Source organism: Stagnihabitans sp. (assembly GCF_964946895.1).
On record NZ_CBBQHX010000003.1, the window covers coordinates 41,565 to 65,736 of the forward strand.

A 24,172-nucleotide genomic window follows, 5' to 3' on the forward strand; every position below is an offset into this window, starting at 1 on the left:
TACTTCTGAAAAGCAAGACGATTCGCAGGGGAGCATGGATGACCGAAACGGCGACAGGATTGGCCCCGGTGGGGCGCGATACCGTGCAGGACCGCGTCTATACCGAACTGCGCCGCGCTCTGATCGGTGGGCTTTTCGCGCCCAGTCAGGTGCTGACCATCCGGCAACTGGCCGACGCGCTTGTGACCTCGACCATGCCGGTGCGCGAGGCGTTGGGCCGCCTGATCACGGAACAAGCGCTGGAGATGCTGCCCAACCGGTCGATCCGCGTGCCGCCGGTGACGATGGAGCGGATCGCCGACCTGCTGCGCGCCCGCATCCTGATCGAGGGCGAGGCGATGGCGATGGCCGCCACCCGGATGACGCCGCATCTGGTGGCCAGCATCCGCGCGATCATGCTGGAATGGGAAGAGATGCGGCTGGGCGGAAATCCTGAAACGATTGACCGTGAGGTGACGCTGAACCACGCCTTCCACTTCGAGATTTACCGTGCCTGTGGCTCCTCGGTTCTGCTGCCGATGATCGAAAGCCTGTGGCTGCAGTCCGGACCCTTCACCCGTGCCGCGATCTATGCGTTTTCCGATGCAGGAGCCAAGGATGCCGCGCGCTTTCACCATGATATCGTGCAAGCGCTGGAGGCGGGCGATGGCGTGGCCGCGCGGGCGGCCTTGGTGGCCGACATCAGCCGCCCCTTTGCCTATCTGAAAGACAAACTCGGGAAAGAGGCCGCCGCATGACCCAGTTGCACATCCAATCCGCAGGCTCGGGGCTGGACGTCCGGGCCGAGTTCCTGCCCGGCAAGGCACCAGAGAATGTGGCGTTCCTGCAGGCCTATCTGTCAGCGCCCCGCGTGGTGCCGGGCTTGCATGCCATGTGGACGGGGCCGGAGATTTCCTGCCCGATCCCCGCCGCCCACCTTGCGGGTGCGGCCTATGCCCATGCTCTGCCGCCCGAAAATGCCACCCTGCACCCGCAGCCCGGTGACGTGGTGCTGGCCTATGTGCCGGCCCGGGTCTGGGGCGGCAATCCGGATCCGATCTTCGACATCGGCCTATTCTATGGGCCCGGTGCGCGGATGTTCTTTCCCATTGGCTGGCTGGCGGGATCGGTGGTGGCACAGGTCCTCCCGCTGGACCGCGCTGCATTGGCCGAAGCCTGCGGCCGCATCCGTCGCAGCGGCGCCTGTGATGTCACCTTCAGCCTGGAGGCATGATGGACGACCGTTTCGAACTTTATGACCTTCGGGTCGAGATCGTGGCACCCGAAGGGGCCAAGATCTTCTGCGGCAAGGTTGGCGACTGGTTTGAACTGCGGGGGGAACAGTTGCACCTGCCACCGGGGCAAAGCTTCTCGATCTACTCGCTCTCCTCGGTTCTGCCCTTGCTGGCCGCCAAGCAGCGTCCGACCCATCCGCATGACTGGATGACATCGGACGCCGAAATTGCCTGCCCCGACCCGAATTGCCCGTCGCGCCTGCGCATCACCCGTCTGGCCAAGCGCAGCTTCTCCCATGCCGAAACCACCGCAGTCCCGCTTCCGGAGGCCCCATGACCGTATCCCGCATCACCCTGCGCCCGGGGCACGAGATTTCCCAGGTCATCCGGGGCGGCTGGCAATTGGCCGGTGGCCACGGCCCGGTAGATCGCGCCGAAGCGGTGGAGGACATGATCGCCTTCGCCGAGGCCGGGATCACCACCTTCGACTGCGCTGACATTTACACCGGGGTGGAGGAACTGATCGGGGCCTTCCGCATGGAATACCGCAACCGCTTCGGGGCCGCGGCTTTGGCGCGGATCAAGGTACACACCAAGCTGGTGCCCGACCTGGCGCGGCTGGCCACAGTGGACAAGGGCTATATCCGCTCTATCGTCGACACCTCGATCCAGCGCCTGCGGGCAGAGCGGCTCGACCTCGTGCAGTTCCATTGGTGGGACTATGATGTGCCGCGCTACATGGATGTCATCGGCTGGCTCAATGATCTGCGGCTGGAGGGGAAGGTGGCCAATGTTTCTGGCACCAATTTCGACAGCGTGAAGACGGCGGAAATGTTGGCGGCGGGGGTGCCGCTGACCTCGATGCAGGTGCAGTATTCCGTGCTGGATCGGCGGCCCGAGCGGCATCTGGTCAAGCTGGCGCAAGACAACGCCATCTGGCTGCTTTGCTACGGCACCGTGGCTGGCGGTTTTCTTGGCGACCGCTGGCTGGGACAGAAGGAACCGTCAGAGCCGTTGGAAAACCGGTCGCTGACCAAATACAAGCTGATCATTGACGATTTCGGCGGTTGGGATCTGTTTCAGGCCCTTCTGCGGACCCTGCGCCGGATTGCCGACCGCCATGGCACGGACATTGCCACCGTGGCCAGTGCCGCCATGCTGGACCGTCCCGGCGTAGCGGCTGTCATCGTGGGCGCCCGCAACCGCAGTCATCTGGCGCGCAATGTCGCCATCTCGGAGCTGCGCCTGACCGAGGCGGACCGGGCAGAGATTGCTGCGATACAGGCGCAAGGTCATGTCCCCTACGGCGACACCTATACGCTGGAACGTGACCGAACTGGGCGGCATGGCTCTATCATGAAATACAACCTCAACGCCGAAAGTTGAGCCGGAACAGCCGCCGGGCAAGCCCAGACCGGGGGACAAAGACCAAGGGCATCCCACAACAGCGAGAACTCAGATGAAAAAGATCCTCCTTGCGACTGCGGCGGCGCTGGCTCTTGTGCCTGGCGCCTCCTTTGCCTGCGACATCACGGTGGGCCTCGTGCTGGAACTGACGGGTGAGGCCGGGGCCTACGGCCAGGCCGGAGCCAAGTCGGTCGAGATGGCCTTCCGCGACCTGAACGACGCCGGTGGCGTCGATGGCTGCACGCTGAAGACCGATACCCGGGACAGCCAGACCCAGGCCAATGTCGCGGTCGATGCGGCAACCCAGCTGGTTCAGGTCGAGAAGGTGCCCGCCATCATCGGTGGCATCATCAGCCCGATGTCGATCCCGATCCTGACGTCGGTCACCGGGCCGGCCAAGGTGCTGCAGGTTTCGCCGGCGTCCTCTTCGCCCACGCTGACCGCCTTGGGCCGCGACGGCAAGACCAACGGTGTCTTCTTCCGCACCATCACCTCTGACGCGCTGCAAGGCGTGGCTGCGGCGAAATTTGCCATCGACAACGGCATGAAGAAGATCGTCATCATCCACCAGAACAATGACTTCGGCGTCAATCTGGTCAAAGAATTCAGCGATCCCTACAAGGCGCTGGGTGGCACGGTGATCTCGGTCACGCCCTATAACGCCAAGCAATCGGACTATGCCGCCGAAGTGACCGCAGCCATGGCCGGCTCGCCCGATGCGCTGTACCTGATCTCTGACCCGGTCGACGGGGCCACGATTGCCCGTCAGTGGGTCAGTCAGGGCGGCGTGCAGAAATTCCTGCTGAACGATGGCATGAACAGCGATGACTTCATCAACGCAGTGGGCAAAGACTATCTGGGGCAGGCCTTTGGTACCTCGTCGGGGACCGTGGCTTCGCCGTCGACCGACTATTTCAACGCCAATTACAAGGCCTTCTCCGGCATCGACCCGGCGGCACCGGCGGCGGACCGGTCTTATGACGCGGGGGCCCTGGTGGGTCTGGCACTGGCCATTGCGGGCAGCCCCGATCCGGCCAAACTGCCCGATGCCCTGCGCAAGGCCGTAGACCCGGCGGGTGAGGTGATCCATGCCGGCAAGGACGAGTTCAAGAAGGCGCTGGATCTGATCAAGGCCGGCAAGCCGATCCGGTACGAGGGCGTTATCGGCCCGATCAACTTCGACCAGTTCGGCGACATTGCGGGCCCGTTCCGCCTGTGGCAGATCGTCGATGGCAAGGTGACCACCGTGGGCGAAATGTCGACGGCGGATGTCGAGGCGGTGAAGGCGAAGGTCAACTGAGGTGACTTTGGCCGGACGACTGCAAGGCCGTCCGGCCAAAACGCCCGCGGTTCGGGTGTGACGCTGCAGGATCTGCACAGCGCTCCGCCGCCATGTTCTCAGTCGGCTGGCGCATGAACGATCATCATGCCCGGTTGGCGAAAGTTTGGCAGGGTATCAAGTCTTGCGGAACACGCTGCCATAGGCCGAGCCGGGCGGGGCGGACGCGCCCGCTGGAAAGCGGCCCTCCGACAGGTAACGTTCGTGGCAGCGGCGCAACGCAACCGGGTCCAGCGTGACCCCCAGACCCGGCCCCTCGGGAACCCGCAAGGCGCCACTTTTCGGAACGAACGGTCCCCCGTCAATCACATCGTCGGCATACCAGCGCAGCAGGGTCTGGCTGGCCCCGCGCACGTGGTCAAGTGTCGCGCTCAGATGCAGATAGGCGGCCGTGGCCACCCCGGTTTCGCCAGAGTGAAAGCGGAAACCAACCCCCATCGCCGCGCAGGAGGCCACGAAATCCAATGCGCCGCGAATGCCGCCCAGTTCGTTGATGTTGGTCACGATCGCATCGGGACACCCCAGCCGCACCGCCTTGGGCAGGTCAACGATGTGGGTCGAGAAGCTGCAATCGAAATGCATCCGCAGCGCAGCCATTTCCTCGTAGGTCTCGCAGGGTTCCTCAAACCACGCGATGCCATGGGGCAGCAGCCGATGCAGGGCCTGCCGCGCCGTGGGCAGGGTCCAGACGCCGTTGGCATCCAGCTGCAGCGGGCGGTCGCCAATGGCTGCGCGCACCTCGGCCACCATGCGCACCTCTTCGTCCAAAGTCACGGTGGCGACCTTGCCTTCGAAGATGCGGGCGTCGTGATCCTCGATCATTCGGGCGCAATAGCGGGCAATGTCGGCGGGGCTGGCCTCGCCCGGTTCCGATGGTCCCGGCAGGCGATAGCTGAAATACTCGGTCAAGGCGATGTCCTGACGCACCGCCCCGCCCAGCAAGCGATGCAGGGGCTGGCCTTCGGTTTTGCCGCGCGCATCCCACATGGCCAATTCGATGCCGGCAAAGACCCTTCGATGGGCTGCGACGTTGTCCCAAGGGGTATAGGACATGCCCGGGATGCAGGCCCGCGCGGCCGGGCCGATGTCCCGAATATCCCGGCCAATCAGCCGTTCTGCCATCCGGGCCACATCCGCCGCGCGATCGCCATCGGCACATTCGCCAAGGCCGCAGACGCCATCTTCGGTCAGAAGTTCGATCACGGTCTTGGTCAAGGACCCGGTCGAGCCATAGCTGAACCGGTAGGGGGCCCGCAGCGGGATGTTGACGGGCGTGGCACGGATGGATCGGATCTTCATGAGGTTTCCCCAAGCGACGGGCCCATGTTGGCTGGAAACTTCCGGGAAGAAAATCGCCAAATCCTGCGGCGGAGGAGTGCCAGTGGATTCTTTGGCAAGATCCTTCCCTTCAGTTGGGTGAAGAACCCACCTGATCCTGCCGAAGTCACGCTTGGCGCTGTCGCAGAGCGCGAGGTGCGGGGGGAAGTGAAACGCGCGATGGCGACCTTGGCGTGCGGTGCCCGAATGGTTCCGAAGTGGCTGGTCCTGTGCGGCGTCCTCAAGCGCCTTGAACTTGCGTCCGCCGCACAGCCCTGTTCCGGGCGTCATTGCTTTGACCACAGACACGCGCACCACGGCTTCGGACTGTCTGGCACACCAGAGGTTCTCGATGGGAAGCGAGGGCTTTGACTATTTGGCGCCGCCGGGGTCTGCGTCGGCATCCTTGACACCATGGCCCTTTCTTCGTCGGAACGACCCTCCGCCCGCCTAGGGCTGTTCGGTCGTCCGGCTTGGCGAAATCCTGGTCCTCTGATCATCCGCATCGTCCGCCTTGACGCCTTGTGCTTTGACTGGCGGGGAGCGGGTTGCGCCGACTGTGGACGGAACCGTGGCATCGGGCCGCCCCGTCGGATGCCGGCCACGCGTTGCGTGGGATATATGGCTGACACCCGGGGTCTATGGCACGGTATGACACCTGCGAAACACCCTTGGGCCTGCGGGCGTGGCGGTCCGCGCAACGATTGCGCGGGCGGCATTGGCAATCTGCTGCAGCAAGCTGCTGAAAAACGGCTGCGTTCCAGCAAACAGGGCCTGTGCGAATTGGGGTCTAAGCTGTCCGGAGAATTCCGCTATACTGCTGTCAATCCCAAGGAGGCGATGATGAGCTGGAACCCCGCGCTAGACCCCGTTCTGCCACTTGGCGATGCCGTGGATGCGATTGAAACCGTGATCATTCCGCGCGCCCGGGATCTGGGGGGCTTTGAGGTGCGCCGTGCCTTGCCTTCGGTTCAGCGGCAGATGGTCGGCCCGTTCATTTTCTTTGACCAGATGGGTCCGGCCGAGTTTCTGACCGGGAAGGGCATCGACGTGCGCCCGCATCCCCATATTGGTCTGGCCACCGTGACCTACCTGATGAAGGGGCGCATCCACCACCGGGACTCGCTGGGCACCGACAGCTGGATCACGCCGGGGTCGGTCAATCTGATGCATGCCGGACACGGGATCACCCATTCCGAACGGACCGATGGCACGGCACGCCAAGCCCCGCTGAGCCTGTTCGGGTTGCAGACCTGGCTGGCCTTGCCTCTGGATCACGAGGACGATCCTGCTGCCTTCCGCCACACCCCCGAGGCAGATCTGCCGGTGCTGGAGGGCGAGGGCAAACTGGTGCGCCTGATCCTGGGCGAGGCCTGGGGTGCGAAGGCACCGACGCCCACGGCTTCGGAAACGCTTTATGCCGACGCGACCCTTGCCGCCCATGCCGTTCTGCCCTTGCCTGACAATCACGAGGATCGGGGCATCTATGTGCTGTCGGGCGAAGTGTCGGTCGGCGGTCAGACCCATGCGGCGGGCGAGATGCTGGTGTTTCGCCCCGGCGACCGGCTGGGCATCAAGGCGGGGCCCTTGGGGGCGCGGGTGATGCTGCTGGGCGGGGCCACAATGGAAGGGCCGCGCCACATCTGGTGGAATTTCGTCGCCTCCTCGAAAGAACGGATCGAGGCGGCCAAGGAGGCGTGGCGCGCAGGTGACTGGCAGCATGGACGCTTCCAGTTGCCGCCGGGGGATGCGGCGGAATTCATTCCCGCGCCTGATCGGTAACAACACTGCCGCAGTGCGGCGAATGACGGACATGGCCTGCCAAAAACGACGGCTGCCGCACCCATCGGCTCCGCATGGCCGGCCTTTGGCCTTGGCACCTGCAACACTGCGTTTCTGACAAAGCGCCTCCGGGGCCAGTTGCCGGTTTGGCGCGACGTGATTACTCTTTCGATAAATAAATCCAAAGAATCATAAAGGAATGCATAGATGGCGACGATCACTCTTTCGACGGGCCTGGGCGAACAGGGCAAACTGACGGACTTCATCGACGGCGACCACCTGTTGCCGAACCCGTTTATCGACGGCGCTGCGAATTTGTATCTGCTGGATGTCAACTCGGCCCATGATGGGGCGGGTGTGATCTTGACGGCGAACCCGTTGAGCAATCCCTTCACCTATTCGGGTTTTACCCCGGTCGGTGGGCATGTGATTGCGGCCAGCTTCGTCGATTCCGGCGACCATGAATTGATTGGCGTGCAAGGTCTGGACATTGATCTGGCAGCCCTTTCCGCGGCCGTCACCGCGCACAACATCCTTGGCGTGCTGAATGCCGTGAATGGCGGCAATGACCATGTGAATGGGTCAAGCCTTGGGGACGATCTGACGATTGCCCCTGGCGCTGGCAATGACACGGTCAATGGTCTTGGCGGCAACGACAAGATCAACGGCGGCGCGGGCAGGGATCTGCTGATCGGCGGGGCAGGGGCCGACTCACTCGACGGTGGCGCGGGCGTGGATACGGCCTCCTATATCACGTCGACCTTGGGGGTTCAGGTGACTCTGAGCGGCGGGGCAGGCGTGGGCGGCGATGCGGCGGGCGACCGTTTGGTCCGCATCGAAAACCTTGTCGGGTCCTCTCATGCAGACAAGTTGACGGGCGACGGCAAGAGCAACACCATCACGGGCGGCGTCGGGCGCGACACCTTGGTTGGCGGCATCGGGAATGACGTGCTGTACGGTGGCGCAGGCGACGACAGCATCATCGGGGGTGTCGGCAATGACAAGCTGACGGGCGGCGCCGGGTTTGACCATTTCGTCTTCCATGCCGGCGACGGTGAAGACACGATCTATGGCTTTGCCGCCGACAGCACGGATTCCCTGCACGCCAAGCAAGACCACATCGTCGTGGCGTCTGGCACGCACTTCACCGGTGTGACGTGGATTGATCCGGTCACGCATGTGGCCGGAACCGAGCTGGATCTGTCTGACGTGAACTTTGTCGCGATGGGCAAGATCTTCCTGGAGAACGTGGCGCCCGGGTCGATCAGCGCGGACGACTTCGCATTGGGTTGAGCCGGATCGCCCTCCGGCCCGGCCTGTGGTCGTGGCACAGATCTTGCGACAAGAATCTTCCTGCGGGCGCTTGACGGCGCCGCGAGGCTTCCGTAATACCCCCTCACGTTCGGGCGGGCCCGGATGGCAATGCGGTGGTAGCTCAGTTGGTTAGAGTACCGGCCTGTCACGCCGGGGGTCGCGGGTTCGAGCCCCGTCCACCGCGCCAGCCATCCGCCCGCCCGAACGTGAAATCTGGTCGCAAGATCAGGGTTGTGACAAATGCGCGGTGGTAGCTCAGTTGGTTAGAGTACCGGCCTGTCACGCCGGGGGTCGCGGGTTCGAGCCCCGTCCACCGCGCCAGTCACAGAACGCGAAAACGCCCTCCGGAAACGGGGGGCGTTTCGTTTTTCAGGCCACCCGGCCGGCCCGAAATCGCAGTTGAAAAACACGACTGTACACGGCAATTCACCACAAGGTGAGCCCCCCTTACCCCGCGCAATGCCCCGCGCTACACCGATTTTCGCAAGGTCAAAGTCCGCCGGGAGATCCTGGACATCGCCGGACCGGCAGGCTTGGAGAGCCTTGTGACATTTCGGCCAAGAACCTCGGGACGGGGTCTTTGCGCCAAGGGAGAGACCCAGATGCGTTCGAACATCCTTACCCTGAGCCTGATTGCCGGCATGACGCTCGGCGGCGCTGCTTTCGCAGGCACCACCGCCACGACGACGGCCGCCACCACCACAGCCGCCGCCGCGGCCCCGGGCACCGCCACCGGCACCATCACCAAGATCAACGCCAAGGGCCTGTACGTCGTCCTGTCGGATGGCTGGCGCTATCACGTGACCGACGCTGCTGCGCTCAAGGACCTCAAGGTCGGCGAAAAGGTGAAGGTGACCTTTGAAATGAAGGGCAAGCACCACAACGCAACGGCGATCACCGCCGGCTGATTTCAGCCCTGCGCGCCCATGAAGAACGGGGATCCCCCACGGGTCCCCGTTCTTTCATTTTCGACGTCCGGATGTCTGAGAAAAGACTGGTAACGTATTGGTGATGCACGGTTTTTCACGCAGCTTCACCTGATGGTGAGCCCCCCTTAACGCGACTCAAACCCTGAGCTACACACCGTTTCACAAGGCCAGAGCCTGCCGGGCGACCCAAAAATCGCTGACACGACAGACCCGGAGTGCCTTGGACGTCGCTGCAAAAAGCGCCTCGCCAAAGAGGCCGCATATATCTGGAGAAACTGACATGCGTTCGAAAATCCTTCCCCTCGTTGTTGTCGCTTCCCTGTCGTTTGGCGGGATGGCCTTCGCTGCCGCGACCGACACCTCGGGCACGATCAAGTCGATTGACGAAAAGGCGCTGACCGTCACTCTGGAGGACGGCACCTCCTATCACCTGCCCGCAGGCTTCAAGGTCGCTGACCTGAAGGTTGGCGAGAAAGTCGTCGTGACTTGGGAAGCCAAGGGCGACCTGAAGGAAGCGACCGGCGTCAAAGCCCAATAATCACGCCACATCGGTGTGATGCAGCGGGGGTCTTCGGGCCCCCGTTTTGCTTTTCGCCCATCGGTCTGGTCTGGTACGGGCGACGGACCATCGCGGAAGATACAAATATACTAACCAAAGATTATTATATAAACTATTGATAATAAAGGAATAATCACGTCTTGTCACCGTCACGTGAGATGGGGTTTCGCCGCAAATTGAAGCGTCATAGACGGATCCTGCAAGTCCAGAGCCAGCCGCTCGACACCCTGGGGGTGGCGAAACGTCAGGCCCGGAGCGCCTTGCACGTTCTTGGCCCCGGTGTCCTACACCCCCGTAACATCCGGGCTTTTCCCACGGAGAGACTCACATGACCTCGAAATTCCTTCCCCTCGCCCTGATCGCCACCGTGATGATGGCCGGCGCTTCCTTTGCCGGTACCACCGCAGCGGTGACCGCACCGGCAACGGCCGCCGTCGCTGCTCCGGCCAAGGCTGCTGTCAAGGCCGTCGCCAAGACCACCGAAACCAAGGGCGTGATCAAGGCGATCGACGCCAAGGCCCACACCGTGACGCTGGAAGACGGCACCGTTTTCCACGTGCAATCGCACGTCAAGATCGCGGACCTGAAGGTTGGCGAGTCGGTCTCGGTCACCTCGAAGACCAAGGGCAAGATGAACATCGCCACCGCGATCGTCGCTGCCTGATCTGCGCCTTCCATGGCAAGGGAACGGGGGCCGCTTGGCCCCCGTTTTCATTTACAGCCGCAGGCGATAGCGGATGTGGCCGTCATTATGGACGAAGGTGTCGTAGAGGCGGCGCGCCGTGGTATTGTCGGCCTCGGTGTTCCAGTAAAGCCTGTGCCAGCCGCGGGACCGGGCCAAAACCTGCAGATCCTCGATCAGTGCCCGGCCCAGCCCCTTGCCGCGTGCATCGGCAGAGACGAACAGGTCCTCCAGATAGCAGTCATCGCCCATCACCCATGTCGAGGGGTGATGATGGTGAATGGCGAAGCCCAGAACCTTGCCGTCAACTTCTGCTAGTCGGGCTTGCAGTCGCGACGCCGGGTCCATCAGGCGGGCCCAAGTGTGGGCGGTGATGGCCGGGTCCAGCGCTTGCTGATAGTAGTCCAGGAAGCCCTGCCAGAGTTTGCGCCACGCCTCTTCGTCTGCGGGTGTCGCGTCGCGGATCAAACTGCGCGAAGTCATGCCAACTTCTCCAGAACCCGCGCCCAGGAACGGATGCCTTTGTGGAAACTGTCGAGGTCGTATTTTTCGTTGGGCGAGTGGATCTGGTCATCGTCCTTGGCAAAGCCCATCAGGATGGCGTCCATGCCGAGGTAGGTCTTGAAATAACCCGCCACGGGGATGGATCCGCCGGCACCGACATAGGCGGCAGGGATGCCCCATTCTTCGGTCAGGGCGGTGCGGCATGCGGCGAAGGCGGGATGGTCGATCGACATGACCGAGGCCGGGGAATTGCCATGGCCCTTCCAGTCCACCGTACAATCGGCGGGAAGCTGGGCTTCGACCCAAGCACGGAACGCTTCGCGCAGCTTGAAGGGGTCTTGTTTGCCAACCAGCCGGAATGAGACTTTGGCATGCGCTTCGCCGGGCAAGACGGTCTTGAAACCGTCGCCGGTATAACCGCCCCAGATACCGTTCACCTCGGCGGTCGGGCGTGACCAGAGCTTTTCAAGCGGCGTGCGGTCTTGTTCGCCCGCCGGGACCGACAGGCCGACATCGCCCAGGAAACGGGCGTGGTCGAAGGCAAGGTTCTGCCACTGGCTGCGCAACTCGTCCGACAGTTCCGTCACGCCATCGTAGAAGCCCGGCACCTGAACGCGGCCTTCGATGTCATGCAGGCCGGCAAGGATTTTCGACAGGATGTGGATCGGGTTCTGCGCAAGGCCACCATACATGCCGGAATGCAGGTCTCGGCTGGCAGCATGGATGGTGAACTCCTCACCCAGAAGCCCGCGCAGCATGGTGACGATGGCCGGGGCGCGGCTTTCGAACAGGCCAGTGTCGCAGATCAGCGCAACGTCGGCTTTCAGCTCTTCGGCATTGGCTTTCAGGAACGGGATCAGCGAGGGCGAGCCGGATTCCTCTTCGCCCTCAAGAAAGATCGTCAACTTGCCGGGCAGGGTGCCGTGAACGGCCTTCCAGGCGCGGCAGGCCTCGATGAAGGTCATCAGCTGGCCCTTGTCGTCGGATGAGCCACGGCCGCGCAGGATGCGGCCTTTCGGGGTCTCCTCGATGGCAGGGTCGAAGGGATCACGGGTCCAGAGCGACAGCGGGTCCACCGGTTGCACGTCATAGTGGCCGTAAAACAGCAGATGCGCGCCCGACCCGGTGCCGCCATGGGCCACCACCATCGGATGACCCGGCGTCGGGCGGCTGGAGGCATCAAAGCCCAAGGCCGCAAGGTCTGCCACCAACCAGTCGGCGGCCCTGGCGCAATCGGGCTTGTAGGCGGCGTCGGTCGAGATGGAGGGGATGCGCAGCAGGTCGATCAGGCGTTGAATCGCCTCGGGCAATGTGGCGTCGATCTGCTCCAGCACGGGGGCAAGGGTCATGGCGGTCTCCATCTTGTGATAGGCACCGCCAAGCCTAGCAGGCGCGCGGGGACTGTCCAGACCGGGAATTTCACGCTAGATGACCGCGGTGAATGCGATGGAGCGGCAGATGCGCAAGCTTTTGGGATATGGTCTGGTTGGCGTTGCCATGGCGGCAGCGGCTTGGTCAGGGGCGGCTTGGGCCAAGGATGTGCCGGTCGAGGTCAACACGCTTGATGGCGCGCAGATCACCCTGCATGTCTATCCGTTCCTGAAGGATCAGGAGTTGACGACCCTGCGACTGGTGGCCAAGAACTCTCAGGCGCTGGCGGTCTTTGTGCCGGGCGACAAATCCCATTTCTCGGCCCTGGCGCTGGCACCCGATGACGGGTTCCTGAAAGACGGCGCGCCGACGGAAACGGCCATTGCGCTCAGCGATTTCCCCGACGCGGCCAGTGCGGCCAAGGCGGTGACGGCGGCTTGCGATGCCAAACGCGGCAAGGCTGGCAAGCCCTGCGTGACCGTGCTGGAGATCGGCCCGAAGCCCTGACCCCACTTGAACAGGCGGGGGCGGCAAATTGCCGTCTGTCGCCCGAAGCGGTTTTGATGCAAATCAAAGGCACCGCAAGGAATTTGCCGCAAAGTATCGCGGACAGGAGAACACCATGACCTATGCATCTGCGCTCGATACCGCCTTGCAACGCCTGCACGACGAAGGGCGCTATCGCACCTTCATTGATATCGAGCGTCAGCAGGGTCATTTCCCGCATGCCAACTGGCACCGGCCCGATGGTACGACGCAGGACATCACGGTCTGGTGTGGCAATGACTATCTTGGCATGGGGCAGAACCCGGTGGTGCTGGCCGCAATGCATGAGGCGCTGGATGCGTGCGGCGCAGGCTCGGGTGGCACGCGCAACATTTCCGGCACCACGGTTTATCACAAGCGGCTTGAGTCGGAGTTGGCCGACCTGCACGGCAAGGAGGCGGCCTTGGTCTTCTCCTCGGCCTATGTCGCCAATGACGCTACCCTGTCGACCCTGCGGGCAATTTTCCCGGGGCTGATTATTTACTCGGATGCGCTCAATCACGCGTCGATGATCGAAGGGGTCCGCCGCGGCGGTGGCGAAAAGCGGATCTTCCGCCACAACGATGTGGCCCACCTGCGCGAACTGCTGGCCAAGGACGATCCGACGACGCCGAAGCTGATTGCGTTCGAATCGATCTACTCGATGGACGGCGACTTTGGCCCGATCGAAGCGATCTGCGATTTGGCTGAAGAATTCAACGCTTTGACCTATATCGATGAGGTGCACGCGGTCGGCATGTACGGCCCGCGCGGGGCGGGCGTGGCCGAGCGGGATGGCCAGATGCACCGGATTGACATCATCAATGCGACGCTGGCCAAAGCCTACGGCGTATTCGGTGGTTACATAGCCGCCAGTGCAAAAATGGTGGATGCGGTGCGGTCCTATGCCCCCGGATTCATCTTCACGACCTCGCTTCCGCCCACCGTTGCGGCGGGGGCCGCGGCTTCGGTGCGCTACCTCAAAACGGCGCAATATCTGCGCGATGCCCAGCAGACCAATGCCAAGATCCTGAAGATGCGATTGAAGGGTCTGGGCCTGCCGATCTTCGATCACGGCTCACATATTGTGCCTGTGCACGTTGGTGACCCCATCCATTGCAAGATGCTGTCCGACATGCTGCTGGAGGATTATGGCATCTACGTCCAGCCGATCAACTTCCCGACGGTGCCGCGTGGCACCGAACGGCTGCGCTTTACCCCCTCGCCGGTGCATGATTCGGCCCAAATCGACAAGCTGGTGAAGGCCATGGATCAGCTCTGGCAGCACTGTGCGCTGAATCGTGCGCAAGCCTCGGCCTGAGGGTTACTGCATATGCAAAGAGGCTTGCCCTGTGCTAGCCTTTGCGGAATACGAGCGGCCATGAGTCGTGTCTTAACGGCGACTCGGGAACGATACGGGGCAGTGATGGGGCAAGGCGCATGATCGGGCGGAAATTCCGCATACCGACGCCGGAGTTGGAGGGGCCAAAGGGCTTTGACGACTTCGAACTGCGGCTCGGTGACCTGATGAGGGGCGAACGCGCCACGCTTGGCAAATCACTTCTTGATGTGCAGCGCGAGTTGAAGATCAAAGCTTCGTATATCGCCGCCATCGAAAACGCAGATGTCTCTGCCTTTGAATCTCCCGGTTTTGTGGCGGGCTATGTGCGGTCCTACTCGCGCTATCTGGGCATGGATCCGGATGCCTCCTTCACGCGCTTCTGCATCGAGGCGAATTTTGAAGTGGCGCATGGCATGTCGGCGGCGGCCTCGGGTCAGATGATCAAGGCGGCGCGCAACCGGGTGCCTTTGGAAAACCGCGATCCCTTCGTGCATTCCAGCTTTGTGCCGCAGGGCGAAAGCCTGTTCTCCAAGCTGGAGCCTGGGGCAGTTGGGTCTTTCGCGGTGCTGATCGCGCTGATTGGCGCCTTGGGGTATGGTGGCTGGTCTGTGCTGCAGGAAGTGCAGCGCGTGCAACTGGCCCCGGTCAATGAAGCCCCCGCCGTGGTGGCCGAGATTGATCCGCTTGGCAACGTCAAGGGCGATGCACCGCTGGTGCGTTCCGCCCCGGCGGCGCAACAGTCCGCAGATGCCACGGGGTCTGGCGCCGATATGCTTTATCGGCCCGAGGCGCTGACGGTTCCCGTTCTGACCCCACGCGACGGTCCGATCGCGGCGATCAATCCCAATGACACGGCCGCACCCGTCACGGCCGTGTCGGCCAGTGCGGTGGATCAGGCTGTCGCGGCGGCTGCGGCGGGTGCCGATACCCCGGTGCAAGTTGTCGCCGATGCCGCCCCGGGGGTCGAAATCCTCGCGGTGCGGCCGTCTTGGGTGCGGGTGTCGGCGGTGGATGGCACCGTGCTGTTCGAAAAGATCCTGGACGCCGGCGAACGGTATTCGGTTCCGGCTTTGGCGCAGGCTCCGGTGTTGCGGGCGGGCAATTCGGGCTCGGTCTATTTCTCGGTGAAGGGCAAGACCTATGGCCCGGCATCGCCCGGCAGCAGCGTGGTCAAGAACCTGTCGCTGGATGTGGCGTCCCTGACCTCGACCTACCAGCTGGCGGATATTTCGGGCGATGCGGATCTGGCGCATTTCGTCAATGTGGCCGAGGCGACGCAAGTGGCCCCGGCGGCGGATTCCGCAGCGGCAGCGACACCGCAGAACTGAAGGTCTGGCGTTGCAGCGCCGTCGTGCGCGGCCTATCTTGCCCGCAGCGAACACGAGGACCTTTCATGAGCCACAATCCGATCCGCCCTTGGCGCAACATCGACCGTCGTGTCAGCCGCCAAATCCGGGTGGGTAAGGTGCTGGTCGGCGGTGACGCGCCGATTTCGGTGCAGACGATGACAAACACGATCACCTCTGACGTGAAAGCCACGCTGGAGCAGGTCCAACGCTGTGCCGCCGCAGGCGCCGACATCGTGCGGATTTCGACACCTGATGAGGATGCGACCCATGCGTTGAAGGCCATCGTGGCGGAAAGCCCGGTTCCCATCGTGGCCGACATCCACTTCCACTACAAACGCGCGATTGAAGCCGCCGAGGCCGGTGCCGCGTGTCTGCGCATCAACCCCGGCAACATTGGCGATGCCCGCCGCGTCGCCGAGGTGGTCAAGGCTGCCAAGGACCATGGCTGTTCCATCCGGATTGGCGTGAACGCGGGTTCCTTGGAAAAGCATCTCCTGGACAAGTATGGCGAGCCTTGCCCGGATGCCATGGTGGAATCCGGAATGGACCACATCAAGCTGTTGCAGGACAATGATTTTCACGAATTCAAGATCAGCGTGAAAGCCTCGGATGTCTTCATGGCGGCAGCGGCCTATCAACAGTTGTCGACGGTGACGGATGCGCCGATCCATCTGGGAATCACCGAAGCCGGTGGGCTGATTTCCGGCACGGTGAAATCGGCGATCGGTCTGGGCAACCTGCTGTGGATGGGCATTGGCGACACGATCCGCGTCAGCCTGTCGGCGGACCCAGTGGAAGAGGTCAAGGTTGGGTTTGAAATCCTGAAGTCGCTTGGTTTGCGGCACCGGGGGGTCACGATCATCTCTTGCCCCTCCTGTGCGCGGCAGGGTTTTGACGTGATCAAGACCGTTTCGGCACTGGAAACCCGCCTGGCGCATGTCACCACCTCGATGAGCCTGTCGATCATCGGCTGCGTGGTGAATGGTCCCGGCGAGGCGCTGATGACCGACATTGGCTTCACGGGCGGTGGGGCCGGCAAGGGCATGGTCTATCTGGCGGGCAAACAGGCGCATACGATGGGCAACGACAAGATGGTCGATCACATCGTCGAACTGGTTGAGAAAAAGGCCGCCGAGATCGAAGCTGCCAAGGTCGATTGAGCTGCGCTCCTTCCCGGAAAGAAATCAAACGCCCGGACCTTTCAGGGAAAGATCCGGGCGTTTTGCACTTTAAGCCGTCTGGCCGAATTTTCGCAGAAAATGCGGGACTTAACCCGCGCGCTCCTGTGCGACGATCTGCTTCATGCCATCTTCCGGCACATAGCCCCGCAGCATCTTGGTGTCGATCACGAAGGTCGGCGTGCCGGTGATGTTCAGCTTGGCCGCCAGTGCGTGGTTGGCATTGATGATGTCGGTCACATCCTTGCTGTCCATCTTGGCCATAATCTCCGCCGGATCGTAGCCCAGCGTCTTGGCCAATCGCCCCAGCGTCTCGGCATCGGGCGAGCCGCGCAGGGTGATCAGGGCATCATGAACGGCCTTGTAGGCGTCATCGCCATGCAGCATCCGCATCGCGATGGCGAATTTCGACGAGATCAGGGAATCGTCACCAAGGATCGGGAACTCTTTGACCACAAAGCGGATGTTGCCATCGGTCTTCACCAGATCCTCGACCTCGGAATAGGCCTTGCGGCAATAGGTGCAGCGGTAATCCATGAACTCCACAACGGTGATGTTGCCGTTCGGGTTGCCGCCGACCCAGCTGGCCGGGTCCTTGTAGATGGCGTCTGCATTGCTCGACAGGGTCTGGGTGTCAGCCTGTGCGGCCGCCTGATCCTGCTTTTGCTGCAAGACCTGCATCGCTTCCATGATCACTTCGGGATTGTCGATCAGGTACTGCCGCACCTCGGCCCGGAACGCATCGCGCTCGGCGGGCGTCATGTCACCCAAGCCACCGGCAAAAGAGGTTGAGGCCAGCAGGCAGGCAAATGTGGCAAGAGCAAAGCGGCGCATGACAGACCTTTGACGGGCGCGGGCGTTTCGACGGCTTGACGACAGCCTCGCGCGGGGGAACATGGGGGGGCAGGATGGGGCAGGTTGATGATAAGATCAAGACGGGGGCAAGTGGATGCCTTCATTGTGATGGATGTGGTGGAAGCCGCAAGGGCGGCCGAGGCGGCGGGCCGTCACATCATCCACATGGAGGTCGGCCAACCCGGCACCGGCGCACCCGCTGGGGCGAACCGGGCTGTGGCCAAGGCGCTGGCACAGCCCTTGGGCTATACGGTTTCCTTGGGCATTCCAGAGCTGCGGGCCGCGATAGCACAGCTTTACCGGCGCTGGTATGGCATCGATCTGGATCCGGCGCGGGTGATTGTCACCTCGGGTTCGTCGGGGGCGTTTCTGTTGGCATTCACGGCGCTGTTTGACGGCGGCGACCGCGTCGGTCTGGGCGAACCGGGCTATCCGTCTTATCGGCAGATCCTGAAGGCGCTGGACCTTGTGCCGGTGGGCATCCCGTCCCGCGCGGAAAACCGCCTTCAGCCAGTGCCTGCCGATTTGGAAGGACTGGATCTGCAGGGCCTGATCGTCGCCTCTCCGGGCAATCCCACCGGGACGATGCTGGACCGCAAGGCTTTGGCCGCCTTGATGGAGGTTTCCGCGGCCCGCACCATCAACTTCGTTTCCGACGAGATTTACCACGGCCTGCACTATGGCGACCGCGCGGTGTCGGCTTTGGAGATCGGGAATGAGGCCTATGTGATCAATTCCTTCTCGAAATACTTCAGCATGACCGGCTGGCGGGTGGGCTGGATGGTGGTGCCCGAGGATCACATCCGCACCGTGGAACGTCTGGCGCAGAACCTGTTCATCTGCGCGCCACATGTGGCGCAGGTGGCCGCCTTGGCCGCACTTGACTGCATCGACGAACTGGAAGCCAACCGCGCCACCTATGCCGCAAACCGCCAGTTGATGCTGGATGGTTTGCCCAAGGCGGGGTTTACACGGATCGCCCCTCCGGACGGTGCGTTCTATGTCTATGCCGATGTCGGCGATCTGACGCAGGATTCGCTGGCGTTTTCGGCCGAGCTGTTGCGCGAGGCGGGTGTTGCCGTGACCCCGGGTCTTGATTTCGACCCGCAGCGCGGGGGAAAGACCTTGCGGTTTTCCTATGCACGGGCCACGGCGGATATCGAAGAAGGCTTGCGCCGGCTGCAGGCCTATATGGGCCAGCGTCGGTGAACGGGGCGGGCCGCCGGGGGTTTCACACCCCCGGACCCCCGTGGGATATTTGGACCTGGATGAAGGGGTGGGGCGTGCGGTTTGTGATAAGCCTACTTGTGCTGCTGTTCGGTTTTACAGGTCCCGGCCCGGCGCAGACGCTTTCCGCCCTGGCCCGGCTGGAGCCGGCGAAGAGCCATCTGGTCGATGCAAGCACGGGAGTTGATCTGCAACTGGCGATCAGCCAGCCAGTGCCGTGGCGGGTGCGGGTGCTGGACAATCCACCGCGCCTGATCGTCGACTTTCGCGAGGTGGACTGGTCGGGTCTGAGCCAGATGCAGCAAAGCAGTGCCGATGTGCTGGGGCTGCGGGCAGGGGTCTTCCGGCCCGGCTGGTCGCGGCTGGTGGTGGATCTGATGGGCCCGATGGTGGTGGATCAGGCCGGGATGGCGACCGATCCGGACACGTCCGTGCACATCACGCTGCGTCCGGCCTCGCAGGAGGAGTTCGCGGCCAAGGCGGCGGAACCGGAACCGCAGGGCTGGGCCTTGCCCAAGCCTGCGCCATTGGTGCCGGTGCCGCCGCGGGGCAAGGGGCCGCTGATCGTGGTGCTGGACCCCGGGCATGGTGGCATTGATCCGGGGGCCGAGGCGGGGGGGCAATCCGAGGCCAAGCTGATGATGGTCTTCGCCCGCGAGTTGAAAGAGGTTTTGTTGCGCGACGGAGGCTTCAACGTGATCCTCACGCGGGAGGATGACACCTTCGTGCCGTTGGAAACCCGCATCTCGATCGCCCATATGGCGGGGGCGCAGGTCTTTCTGGCACTGCATGCCGATGCGCTGGCCGAGGGCGAGGCCGTGGGGGCCACGGTCTACACCTTGGCGAACGAGGCGACGGACAAGGCCAGCGCCACCTTGGCCGAGCGGCACAACCGCGACGATTTGCTGGCGGGCGTGGACCTGAGCCAGCAGGACGACGTGGTGGCGACGGTCCTGATGGATATGGCGCGGGCCGAAACCCAGCCACGCACCGCAAGGCTGGCGGATGAAATGGTTGCGGCCATTCAGGGTGCGGGTATCCGCATGCACCGACATCCACATCAGGAGGCAGATTTTTCGGTGCTGAAATCGGCCGATATCCCCTCGATCCTGCTGGAGGTGGGATTTCTGTCCTCGGACAGCGATCTGGCCCATCTGCAGGATCCGCAATGGCGGGCGACCATGGCCGCGGCAATCCGCGACGGGTTGAAGGCCTGGGCCAAGGCGGATGCGGCGCAGGCCGGTGTCAGCCCGTAGGCGGGTTTGCACCGGGAACCGGTGAACTTTCACGTCAACGTTTTGACCATCCGTTGCGGCGCGCGGTATAAGGACGCCACTCAAAGGGGGCGCTCGGTGCTCAGGTTTATCGTGTCGATCTTCGGGGCCATCTTTTCGATGGTCACGCTGGGACTGTTGTTTGCGGCCCTGACCGTGGGCGGCGTCTTCTACATGTATTCCCGCGACCTGCCGAGCCATGAGAGCCTTGCCCAATACGCGCCGCCAACAATCAGCCGGATTTACTCGGCCGAAGGTCAGTTGATGGACGAATTCGCCACCGAACGGCGACTTTTCGTGCCGATCAGCGATATTCCCGATCTGGTCAAGGACGCCTTCATCTCGGCCGAGGACAAGAACTTCTACACCCATCCCGGTTATGATCTGCATGGCATCATCGCCGCAGCCTGGGAGGCGATTCGCTCGCATGGGCAGAACACGCGCGGGGCGTCCACAATCACACAGCAGGTGACCAAGAACTTCCTGCTGTCGGGCGACCGCACGGCGGAACGCAAGATCAAGGAAATCATCCTGGCAACCCGGCTGGAGCAGACGCTCAGCAAGGACCGAATTCTGGAACTGTATCTGAACGAGATTTTTTTGGGTCAGAACAGCTATGGCGTGGCTGCCGCCGCCCAGACTTATTTCAACAAGACCCTGACCGAGTTGACACCGGCCGAGGCCGCCACCTTGGCCTCGCTGCCCAAAGAGCCGTCGAATTTTCACCCGGTCCGCAACAAGGCCCGCCTGGTCGAGCGCCGGAACTATGTGCTCAATGAAATGGAACAGAACGGCTATCTGGATCAGGCGACCGGAGAGGCGGCCAAGGCGGAAGAGCTGAAAACCGTGCAGGGCGGTGACATTCCGGCCTATCGCAATACCATGCCGCCGCGGGATTACTTCACCGACGAAATCCGTCGGCAATTGTCGGGCACCTTTGGAGAGAACGAGTTTTTCACCGGCGGCCTGTCGATCCGCGCCACCGAGGACCCGGACCTGCAAAAGATCGCCGCCAAGGCGCTGCGCGACGGACTTGAGAAGTACGATCGCGATCAGGGTGTGTGGCGCGGCACCGGCAAGGTGCTGGCCCCTCAGGATCTCGGTGCGGATGCCTGGCGGGCGGCCCTGGCCAATGTGGCGAACCTGCCGCGCGACGTCGAAGGCTGGAATGCTGCGGTCGTGCTGTCGGTGGATGACACCACCGCGACGGTTGGCATCGAGGGCGAGGACGCCCCTGCCAGCATTCCGGCCAAGGATGTGAAGTGGGCGCGCAAGCGCAACGCCGATGGCTCGCTTGCGGCCAAGGCCAAGGTGCCGGCCGATCTGGTTGCGCCGGGCGATGTGGTGATGGTCACCAAGGTCATGGCGGCGGATGGCAGTCTGGACCACTGGTCGCTGCGGCAGGTGCCCGAAGTGCAGGGCGGCTTCATGGCGATGGACGTGAACACCGGCCGGGTGATCGCAATGCAGGGCGGGTTCAGCTACGAGGATTCCGTCTTCAACCGCGCCACTCAGGCGGCACGCCAGCCGGGGTCGAGCTTCAAGCCCTTCGTCTATGCGGCTGCGCTGGATTCCGGCTATACACCCGCCACCATCATCGTGGATGCGCCAATCACGGTGGACACGCCGCAGGGCCTGTGGACGCCGAAGAACGCCGAGGCGAAGTATTATGGTCCGGTTCCAATGCGCACCGGGATCGAGCAAAGCCGGAACCTGATGACGATCCGGATTGCCCAGGAAGTCGGCATGGACACCGTCGCGGGCTATGCCGAACGGTTTGGCGTCTATGACCATCTGCAACCCCTTTTGGCCAATGCCTTGGGCGCGCAGGAGACGACGCTGTTCAAGATGGTTGCGGCCTACGCCATGTTCGCCAACGGCGGCGAGCGGGTGGAGCCGACGCTGGTTGACCGTGTGCAGGATCGCTACGGCAAGACGATCTACCGCCACGACGCGCGCACCTGCACCGATTGTGGCAATGACAGCCTGCCGCCCGGCATGGCGCTGGACATCACCAACAACCGCGAGCGGGTGATGAATGCGATCACGGCCTACCAGCTGACCTCGATGCTGCAGGGGGTGATCTTCCGGGGAACCGGAACCGGGGTGCATTTGCCGGTGCCGGTGGCGGGCAAGACCGGGACGACGAATGACGCCAAGGATGTCTGGTTCATCGGCTTCACCTCCAACCTCGTGGCGGGCTGCTACATGGGCTATGACAACCCGCGCACGCTGGGGCCGGGCGCCTTTGGCGGGACGCTTTGCGTGCCGATCTTCCAGGCCTTCATGGAACAGGCCGTCAAGCGCTTTGGCGGGACTGATTTCAAGGTGCCGGACGGCGGGCATTTCATCAATATCGACCGCTATTCGGGTGCCCAGTTGCCCGATGGGGCGACCGGGCCGAATGTGCAGCCGGAATACTTCCGCGATGGCGAGGAACCGGTGTTCGGCCTTGGCGCCATGGTGGACGGTGGCTTTGGCATGGGGCAGGATCTGCCCCTGTTTGCCGCCGGGGAAACCGACCAGACCGATCAGTCCGGCCAGACCACCACCGTCACCAACGGCAATGGCGAGACCTCGACCGTGCAGAAGAAGGCCGCCTTCGGCAGTGCCAGTTCCGGGGGCCTGTACTGAGGTGTCAGGTTAGATGGGCAAAATGCCCATCCTACCTTGTCCCGCCCGCCGTCTGCCGCTAAATCCCGCCGCAACCTCTCTGCAGCCCCATCGAATAGGGAACCCTCACCATGCGCGCCGAAACCCTCAACCATGTCGAAGCGATCAAGAAGTCGCTGCGGCTTCTGGGCCAGCGGATGGACGTGGAAACCGCGCCGCACCGGCTGGAAGAGTTCAACGCCATGATCGAGGCGCCGGACCTGTGGAACGACCCGGCCAAGGCCCAGAAGCTGATGCGGGAACGCCAGGGGCTGATCGACGCGCAGTCGACCTTTGATCTGATCGGCAACGGTTTGCGCGACAATGTCGAACTGATCGAACTGGGCGAGGCCGAGGGCGACGAGGAAATCGTCACCGAAGCCGAGGCGGCCTTGAAGGCGCTGGTAGACCTTTCAGCGCAAAAGGAACTGGAAGCTCTGCTGGACGGCGAGGCCGATGGCAACGACACCTTCCTGGAAATCAACGCCGGCGCGGGTGGGACGGAAAGCTGCGATTGGGCCTCGATGCTGGCGCGGATGTATGTGCGCTGGGCGGAAAAGAAGGGTTACACGGTCGAGATGCAGTCCGAAACGCCGGGCGAAGAGGCGGGCATCCGTTCAGTTGGCTACAAGATCAGCGGCAAGAATGCCTATGGCTGGCTGAAGTCGGAGGCGGGGGTGCATCGTCTGGTGCGGATTTCGCCTTATGACTCGGCGGCGCGGCGGCACACCTCATTCTGTTCGGTCTGGGTCTATCCGGTGGTGGATGACAACATCGAGATCGACGTGCAGGACAAGGACATCCGGATCGACACCTACCGGTCCTCGGGGGCGGGTGGTCAGCACGTCAACAAAACCGACTCGGCCGTGCGGATCACCCACTTCCCGTCAGGGATCGTGGTGACCTCAAGCTTGAAGTCGCAACACCAGAACCGCGACATCGCCATGCAGGCGTTGAAGAGCCGCCTCTACCAGCAGGAACTGGACAAACGCAACGCGGCCATTCTGGAAGCGCATGAATCGAAGGGCGAGGCGGGCTGGGGCAACCAGATCCGGTCCTACGTCTTGCAGCCCTATCAGATGGTCAAGGACCTGCGCACCGGGGTCGAAACCTCGGACACCGGCGGCGTGCTGGATGGCGATCTGGACCGCTTCATGGCCGCCACGCTGGCCAAGGACGTCTCCGGCAAGTCGCGCGCCGATGCGATGGGCGAAGACTGAGCGTTCTTTCCCGGTCGCCTGCAAAATAGTCGCATCTGGCCTTGTCATGCCTGTTGCGTGATCGGGGCCAAATGTCGCACCTTGCCGTCAGACCGCTCTGCCTTGCCCCCAAGGTCGGAGCGGGGGGCCACG

At 63.0% G+C, this 24,172-nt stretch carries 22 protein-coding genes and 2 tRNA genes; 20 read left to right on the forward strand and 4 right to left on the reverse strand.

The window, feature by feature from the left end; all coding sequences use genetic code 11:
- Positions 1-38 precede the first annotated feature (38 nt).
- The 5 genes from AC1Y2B_RS02565 (at position 39) to AC1Y2B_RS02585 (ending at position 3,921) form a co-directional block, all read left to right on the forward strand.
- Positions 39-737: a GntR family transcriptional regulator gene (locus tag AC1Y2B_RS02565; RefSeq protein WP_482251486.1), complete on the forward strand. Its 699-nt coding sequence runs from the start codon at positions 39-41 to the stop codon at positions 735-737.
- On the forward strand, positions 734-1,213 hold the full coding sequence (locus AC1Y2B_RS02570) for a DUF3830 family protein (protein WP_482251487.1): 480 nt from the start codon (positions 734-736) through the stop codon (positions 1,211-1,213). The genes AC1Y2B_RS02565 and AC1Y2B_RS02570 overlap by 4 nt, the downstream gene beginning before the upstream one ends.
- On the forward strand, positions 1,213-1,551 hold the full coding sequence (locus tag AC1Y2B_RS02575) for a TIGR04076 family protein (RefSeq protein WP_482251488.1): 339 nt from the start codon (positions 1,213-1,215) through the stop codon (positions 1,549-1,551). The genes AC1Y2B_RS02570 and AC1Y2B_RS02575 overlap by 1 nt, the downstream gene beginning before the upstream one ends.
- A complete protein-coding gene (locus AC1Y2B_RS02580; RefSeq protein ID WP_482251489.1) occupies positions 1,548-2,600 on the forward strand; it encodes an aldo/keto reductase in 1,053 nt (350 codons plus the stop codon). The genes AC1Y2B_RS02575 and AC1Y2B_RS02580 overlap by 4 nt, the downstream gene beginning before the upstream one ends.
- 73 nt (positions 2,601-2,673) lie before the next feature.
- Positions 2,674-3,921: an ABC transporter substrate-binding protein gene (locus AC1Y2B_RS02585; protein ID WP_482251490.1), complete on the forward strand. Its 1,248-nt coding sequence runs from the start codon at positions 2,674-2,676 to the stop codon at positions 3,919-3,921.
- A gap of 156 nt (positions 3,922-4,077) precedes the next feature.
- On the opposite strand, the gene AC1Y2B_RS02590 is transcribed toward AC1Y2B_RS02585, so the two are convergent.
- The gene (locus tag AC1Y2B_RS02590) at positions 4,078-5,259 is read right to left on the reverse strand and encodes a mandelate racemase/muconate lactonizing enzyme family protein (protein WP_482251491.1); all 1,182 of its coding nucleotides are present in this window, start codon (positions 5,257-5,259) and stop codon (positions 4,078-4,080) included.
- Between the two features lie 861 nt (positions 5,260-6,120).
- Here AC1Y2B_RS02590 and AC1Y2B_RS02595 point away from each other — a divergent pair.
- The 7 genes from AC1Y2B_RS02595 (at position 6,121) to AC1Y2B_RS02625 (ending at position 10,525) form a co-directional block, all read left to right on the forward strand.
- Complete coding sequence (locus tag AC1Y2B_RS02595) at positions 6,121-7,059, forward strand: pirin family protein (protein WP_482251492.1); 939 nt, start codon at positions 6,121-6,123, stop codon at positions 7,057-7,059.
- A gap of 207 nt (positions 7,060-7,266) precedes the next feature.
- Positions 7,267-8,352, forward strand: a complete 1,086-nt coding sequence (locus AC1Y2B_RS02600; RefSeq protein WP_482251493.1) for a calcium-binding protein — start codon at positions 7,267-7,269, stop codon at positions 8,350-8,352.
- A gap of 131 nt (positions 8,353-8,483) precedes the next feature.
- Positions 8,484-8,560 (forward strand) — tRNA-Asp (locus AC1Y2B_RS02605).
- Positions 8,561-8,617: 57 nt separating this feature from the next.
- A tRNA-Asp gene (locus AC1Y2B_RS02610) sits at positions 8,618-8,694 on the forward strand.
- A gap of 281 nt (positions 8,695-8,975) precedes the next feature.
- On the forward strand, positions 8,976-9,281 hold the full coding sequence (locus AC1Y2B_RS02615; RefSeq protein WP_482251494.1) for a DUF1344 domain-containing protein: 306 nt from the start codon (positions 8,976-8,978) through the stop codon (positions 9,279-9,281).
- Between the two features lie 301 nt (positions 9,282-9,582).
- A complete protein-coding gene (locus tag AC1Y2B_RS02620; RefSeq protein ID WP_482251495.1) occupies positions 9,583-9,840 on the forward strand; it encodes a DUF1344 domain-containing protein in 258 nt (85 codons plus the stop codon).
- A 349-nt stretch (positions 9,841-10,189) separates the two neighbouring features.
- Positions 10,190-10,525 (forward strand): DUF1344 domain-containing protein, encoded by a 336-nt coding sequence (locus AC1Y2B_RS02625; RefSeq protein WP_482251496.1) that lies wholly within the window; start codon positions 10,190-10,192, stop codon positions 10,523-10,525.
- A 51-nt stretch (positions 10,526-10,576) separates the two neighbouring features.
- On the opposite strand, the gene AC1Y2B_RS02630 is transcribed toward AC1Y2B_RS02625, so the two are convergent.
- On the reverse strand, positions 10,577-11,026 hold the full coding sequence (locus AC1Y2B_RS02630) for a GNAT family N-acetyltransferase (RefSeq protein ID WP_482251497.1): 450 nt from the start codon (positions 11,024-11,026) through the stop codon (positions 10,577-10,579).
- On the reverse strand, positions 11,023-12,396 hold the full coding sequence (locus AC1Y2B_RS02635) for a M20/M25/M40 family metallo-hydrolase (RefSeq protein ID WP_482251498.1): 1,374 nt from the start codon (positions 12,394-12,396) through the stop codon (positions 11,023-11,025). The genes AC1Y2B_RS02630 and AC1Y2B_RS02635 overlap by 4 nt, the downstream gene beginning before the upstream one ends.
- 79 nt (positions 12,397-12,475) lie before the next feature.
- On the opposite strand from AC1Y2B_RS02635, the gene AC1Y2B_RS02640 reads away from it, so the two are divergent.
- The 4 genes from AC1Y2B_RS02640 to ispG all read left to right on the forward strand — a co-directional run bounded on the left by AC1Y2B_RS02640 (position 12,476) and on the right by ispG (position 16,794).
- Positions 12,476-12,925 carry a hypothetical protein gene (locus AC1Y2B_RS02640; RefSeq protein WP_482251499.1) on the forward strand — a complete coding sequence of 150 codons (450 nt, stop codon included), beginning with the start codon at positions 12,476-12,478 and terminating at the stop codon, positions 12,923-12,925.
- A 115-nt stretch (positions 12,926-13,040) separates the two neighbouring features.
- Entirely contained in the window at positions 13,041-14,264 is a 1,224-nt protein-coding gene (hemA, locus tag AC1Y2B_RS02645; RefSeq protein WP_482251500.1) for a 5-aminolevulinate synthase, read from the forward strand.
- Positions 14,265-14,383: 119 nt separating this feature from the next.
- Complete coding sequence (locus AC1Y2B_RS02650; protein WP_482251501.1) at positions 14,384-15,613, forward strand: helix-turn-helix domain-containing protein; 1,230 nt, start codon at positions 14,384-14,386, stop codon at positions 15,611-15,613.
- Positions 15,614-15,678: 65 nt separating this feature from the next.
- Entirely contained in the window at positions 15,679-16,794 is a 1,116-nt protein-coding gene (gene ispG, locus AC1Y2B_RS02655) for a flavodoxin-dependent (E)-4-hydroxy-3-methylbut-2-enyl-diphosphate synthase (protein ID WP_482251502.1), read from the forward strand.
- 108 nt (positions 16,795-16,902) lie between these two features.
- On the opposite strand, the gene AC1Y2B_RS02660 is transcribed toward ispG, so the two are convergent.
- Positions 16,903-17,646, reverse strand: coding sequence for a DsbA family protein (locus tag AC1Y2B_RS02660; protein WP_482251503.1), 744 nt, complete (start codon positions 17,644-17,646; stop codon positions 16,903-16,905).
- A gap of 87 nt (positions 17,647-17,733) precedes the next feature.
- Between AC1Y2B_RS02660 and AC1Y2B_RS02665 the strand changes: the two genes are divergently transcribed.
- The 4 genes from AC1Y2B_RS02665 to prfB all read left to right on the forward strand — a co-directional run bounded on the left by AC1Y2B_RS02665 (position 17,734) and on the right by prfB (position 24,040).
- Positions 17,734-18,876 (forward strand): pyridoxal phosphate-dependent aminotransferase, encoded by a 1,143-nt coding sequence (locus tag AC1Y2B_RS02665; RefSeq protein ID WP_482251504.1) that lies wholly within the window; start codon positions 17,734-17,736, stop codon positions 18,874-18,876.
- A gap of 59 nt (positions 18,877-18,935) precedes the next feature.
- Entirely contained in the window at positions 18,936-20,150 is a 1,215-nt protein-coding gene (locus AC1Y2B_RS02670; RefSeq protein WP_482251505.1) for an N-acetylmuramoyl-L-alanine amidase, read from the forward strand.
- Between the two features lie 96 nt (positions 20,151-20,246).
- A complete protein-coding gene (locus AC1Y2B_RS02675; RefSeq protein WP_482251506.1) occupies positions 20,247-22,802 on the forward strand; it encodes a penicillin-binding protein 1A in 2,556 nt (851 codons plus the stop codon).
- 110 nt (positions 22,803-22,912) lie between these two features.
- Positions 22,913-24,040: a peptide chain release factor 2 gene (gene prfB / locus AC1Y2B_RS02680; RefSeq protein WP_482251507.1), complete on the forward strand. Its 1,128-nt coding sequence runs from the start codon at positions 22,913-22,915 to the stop codon at positions 24,038-24,040.
- Positions 24,041-24,172: the final 132 nt, after the last annotated feature.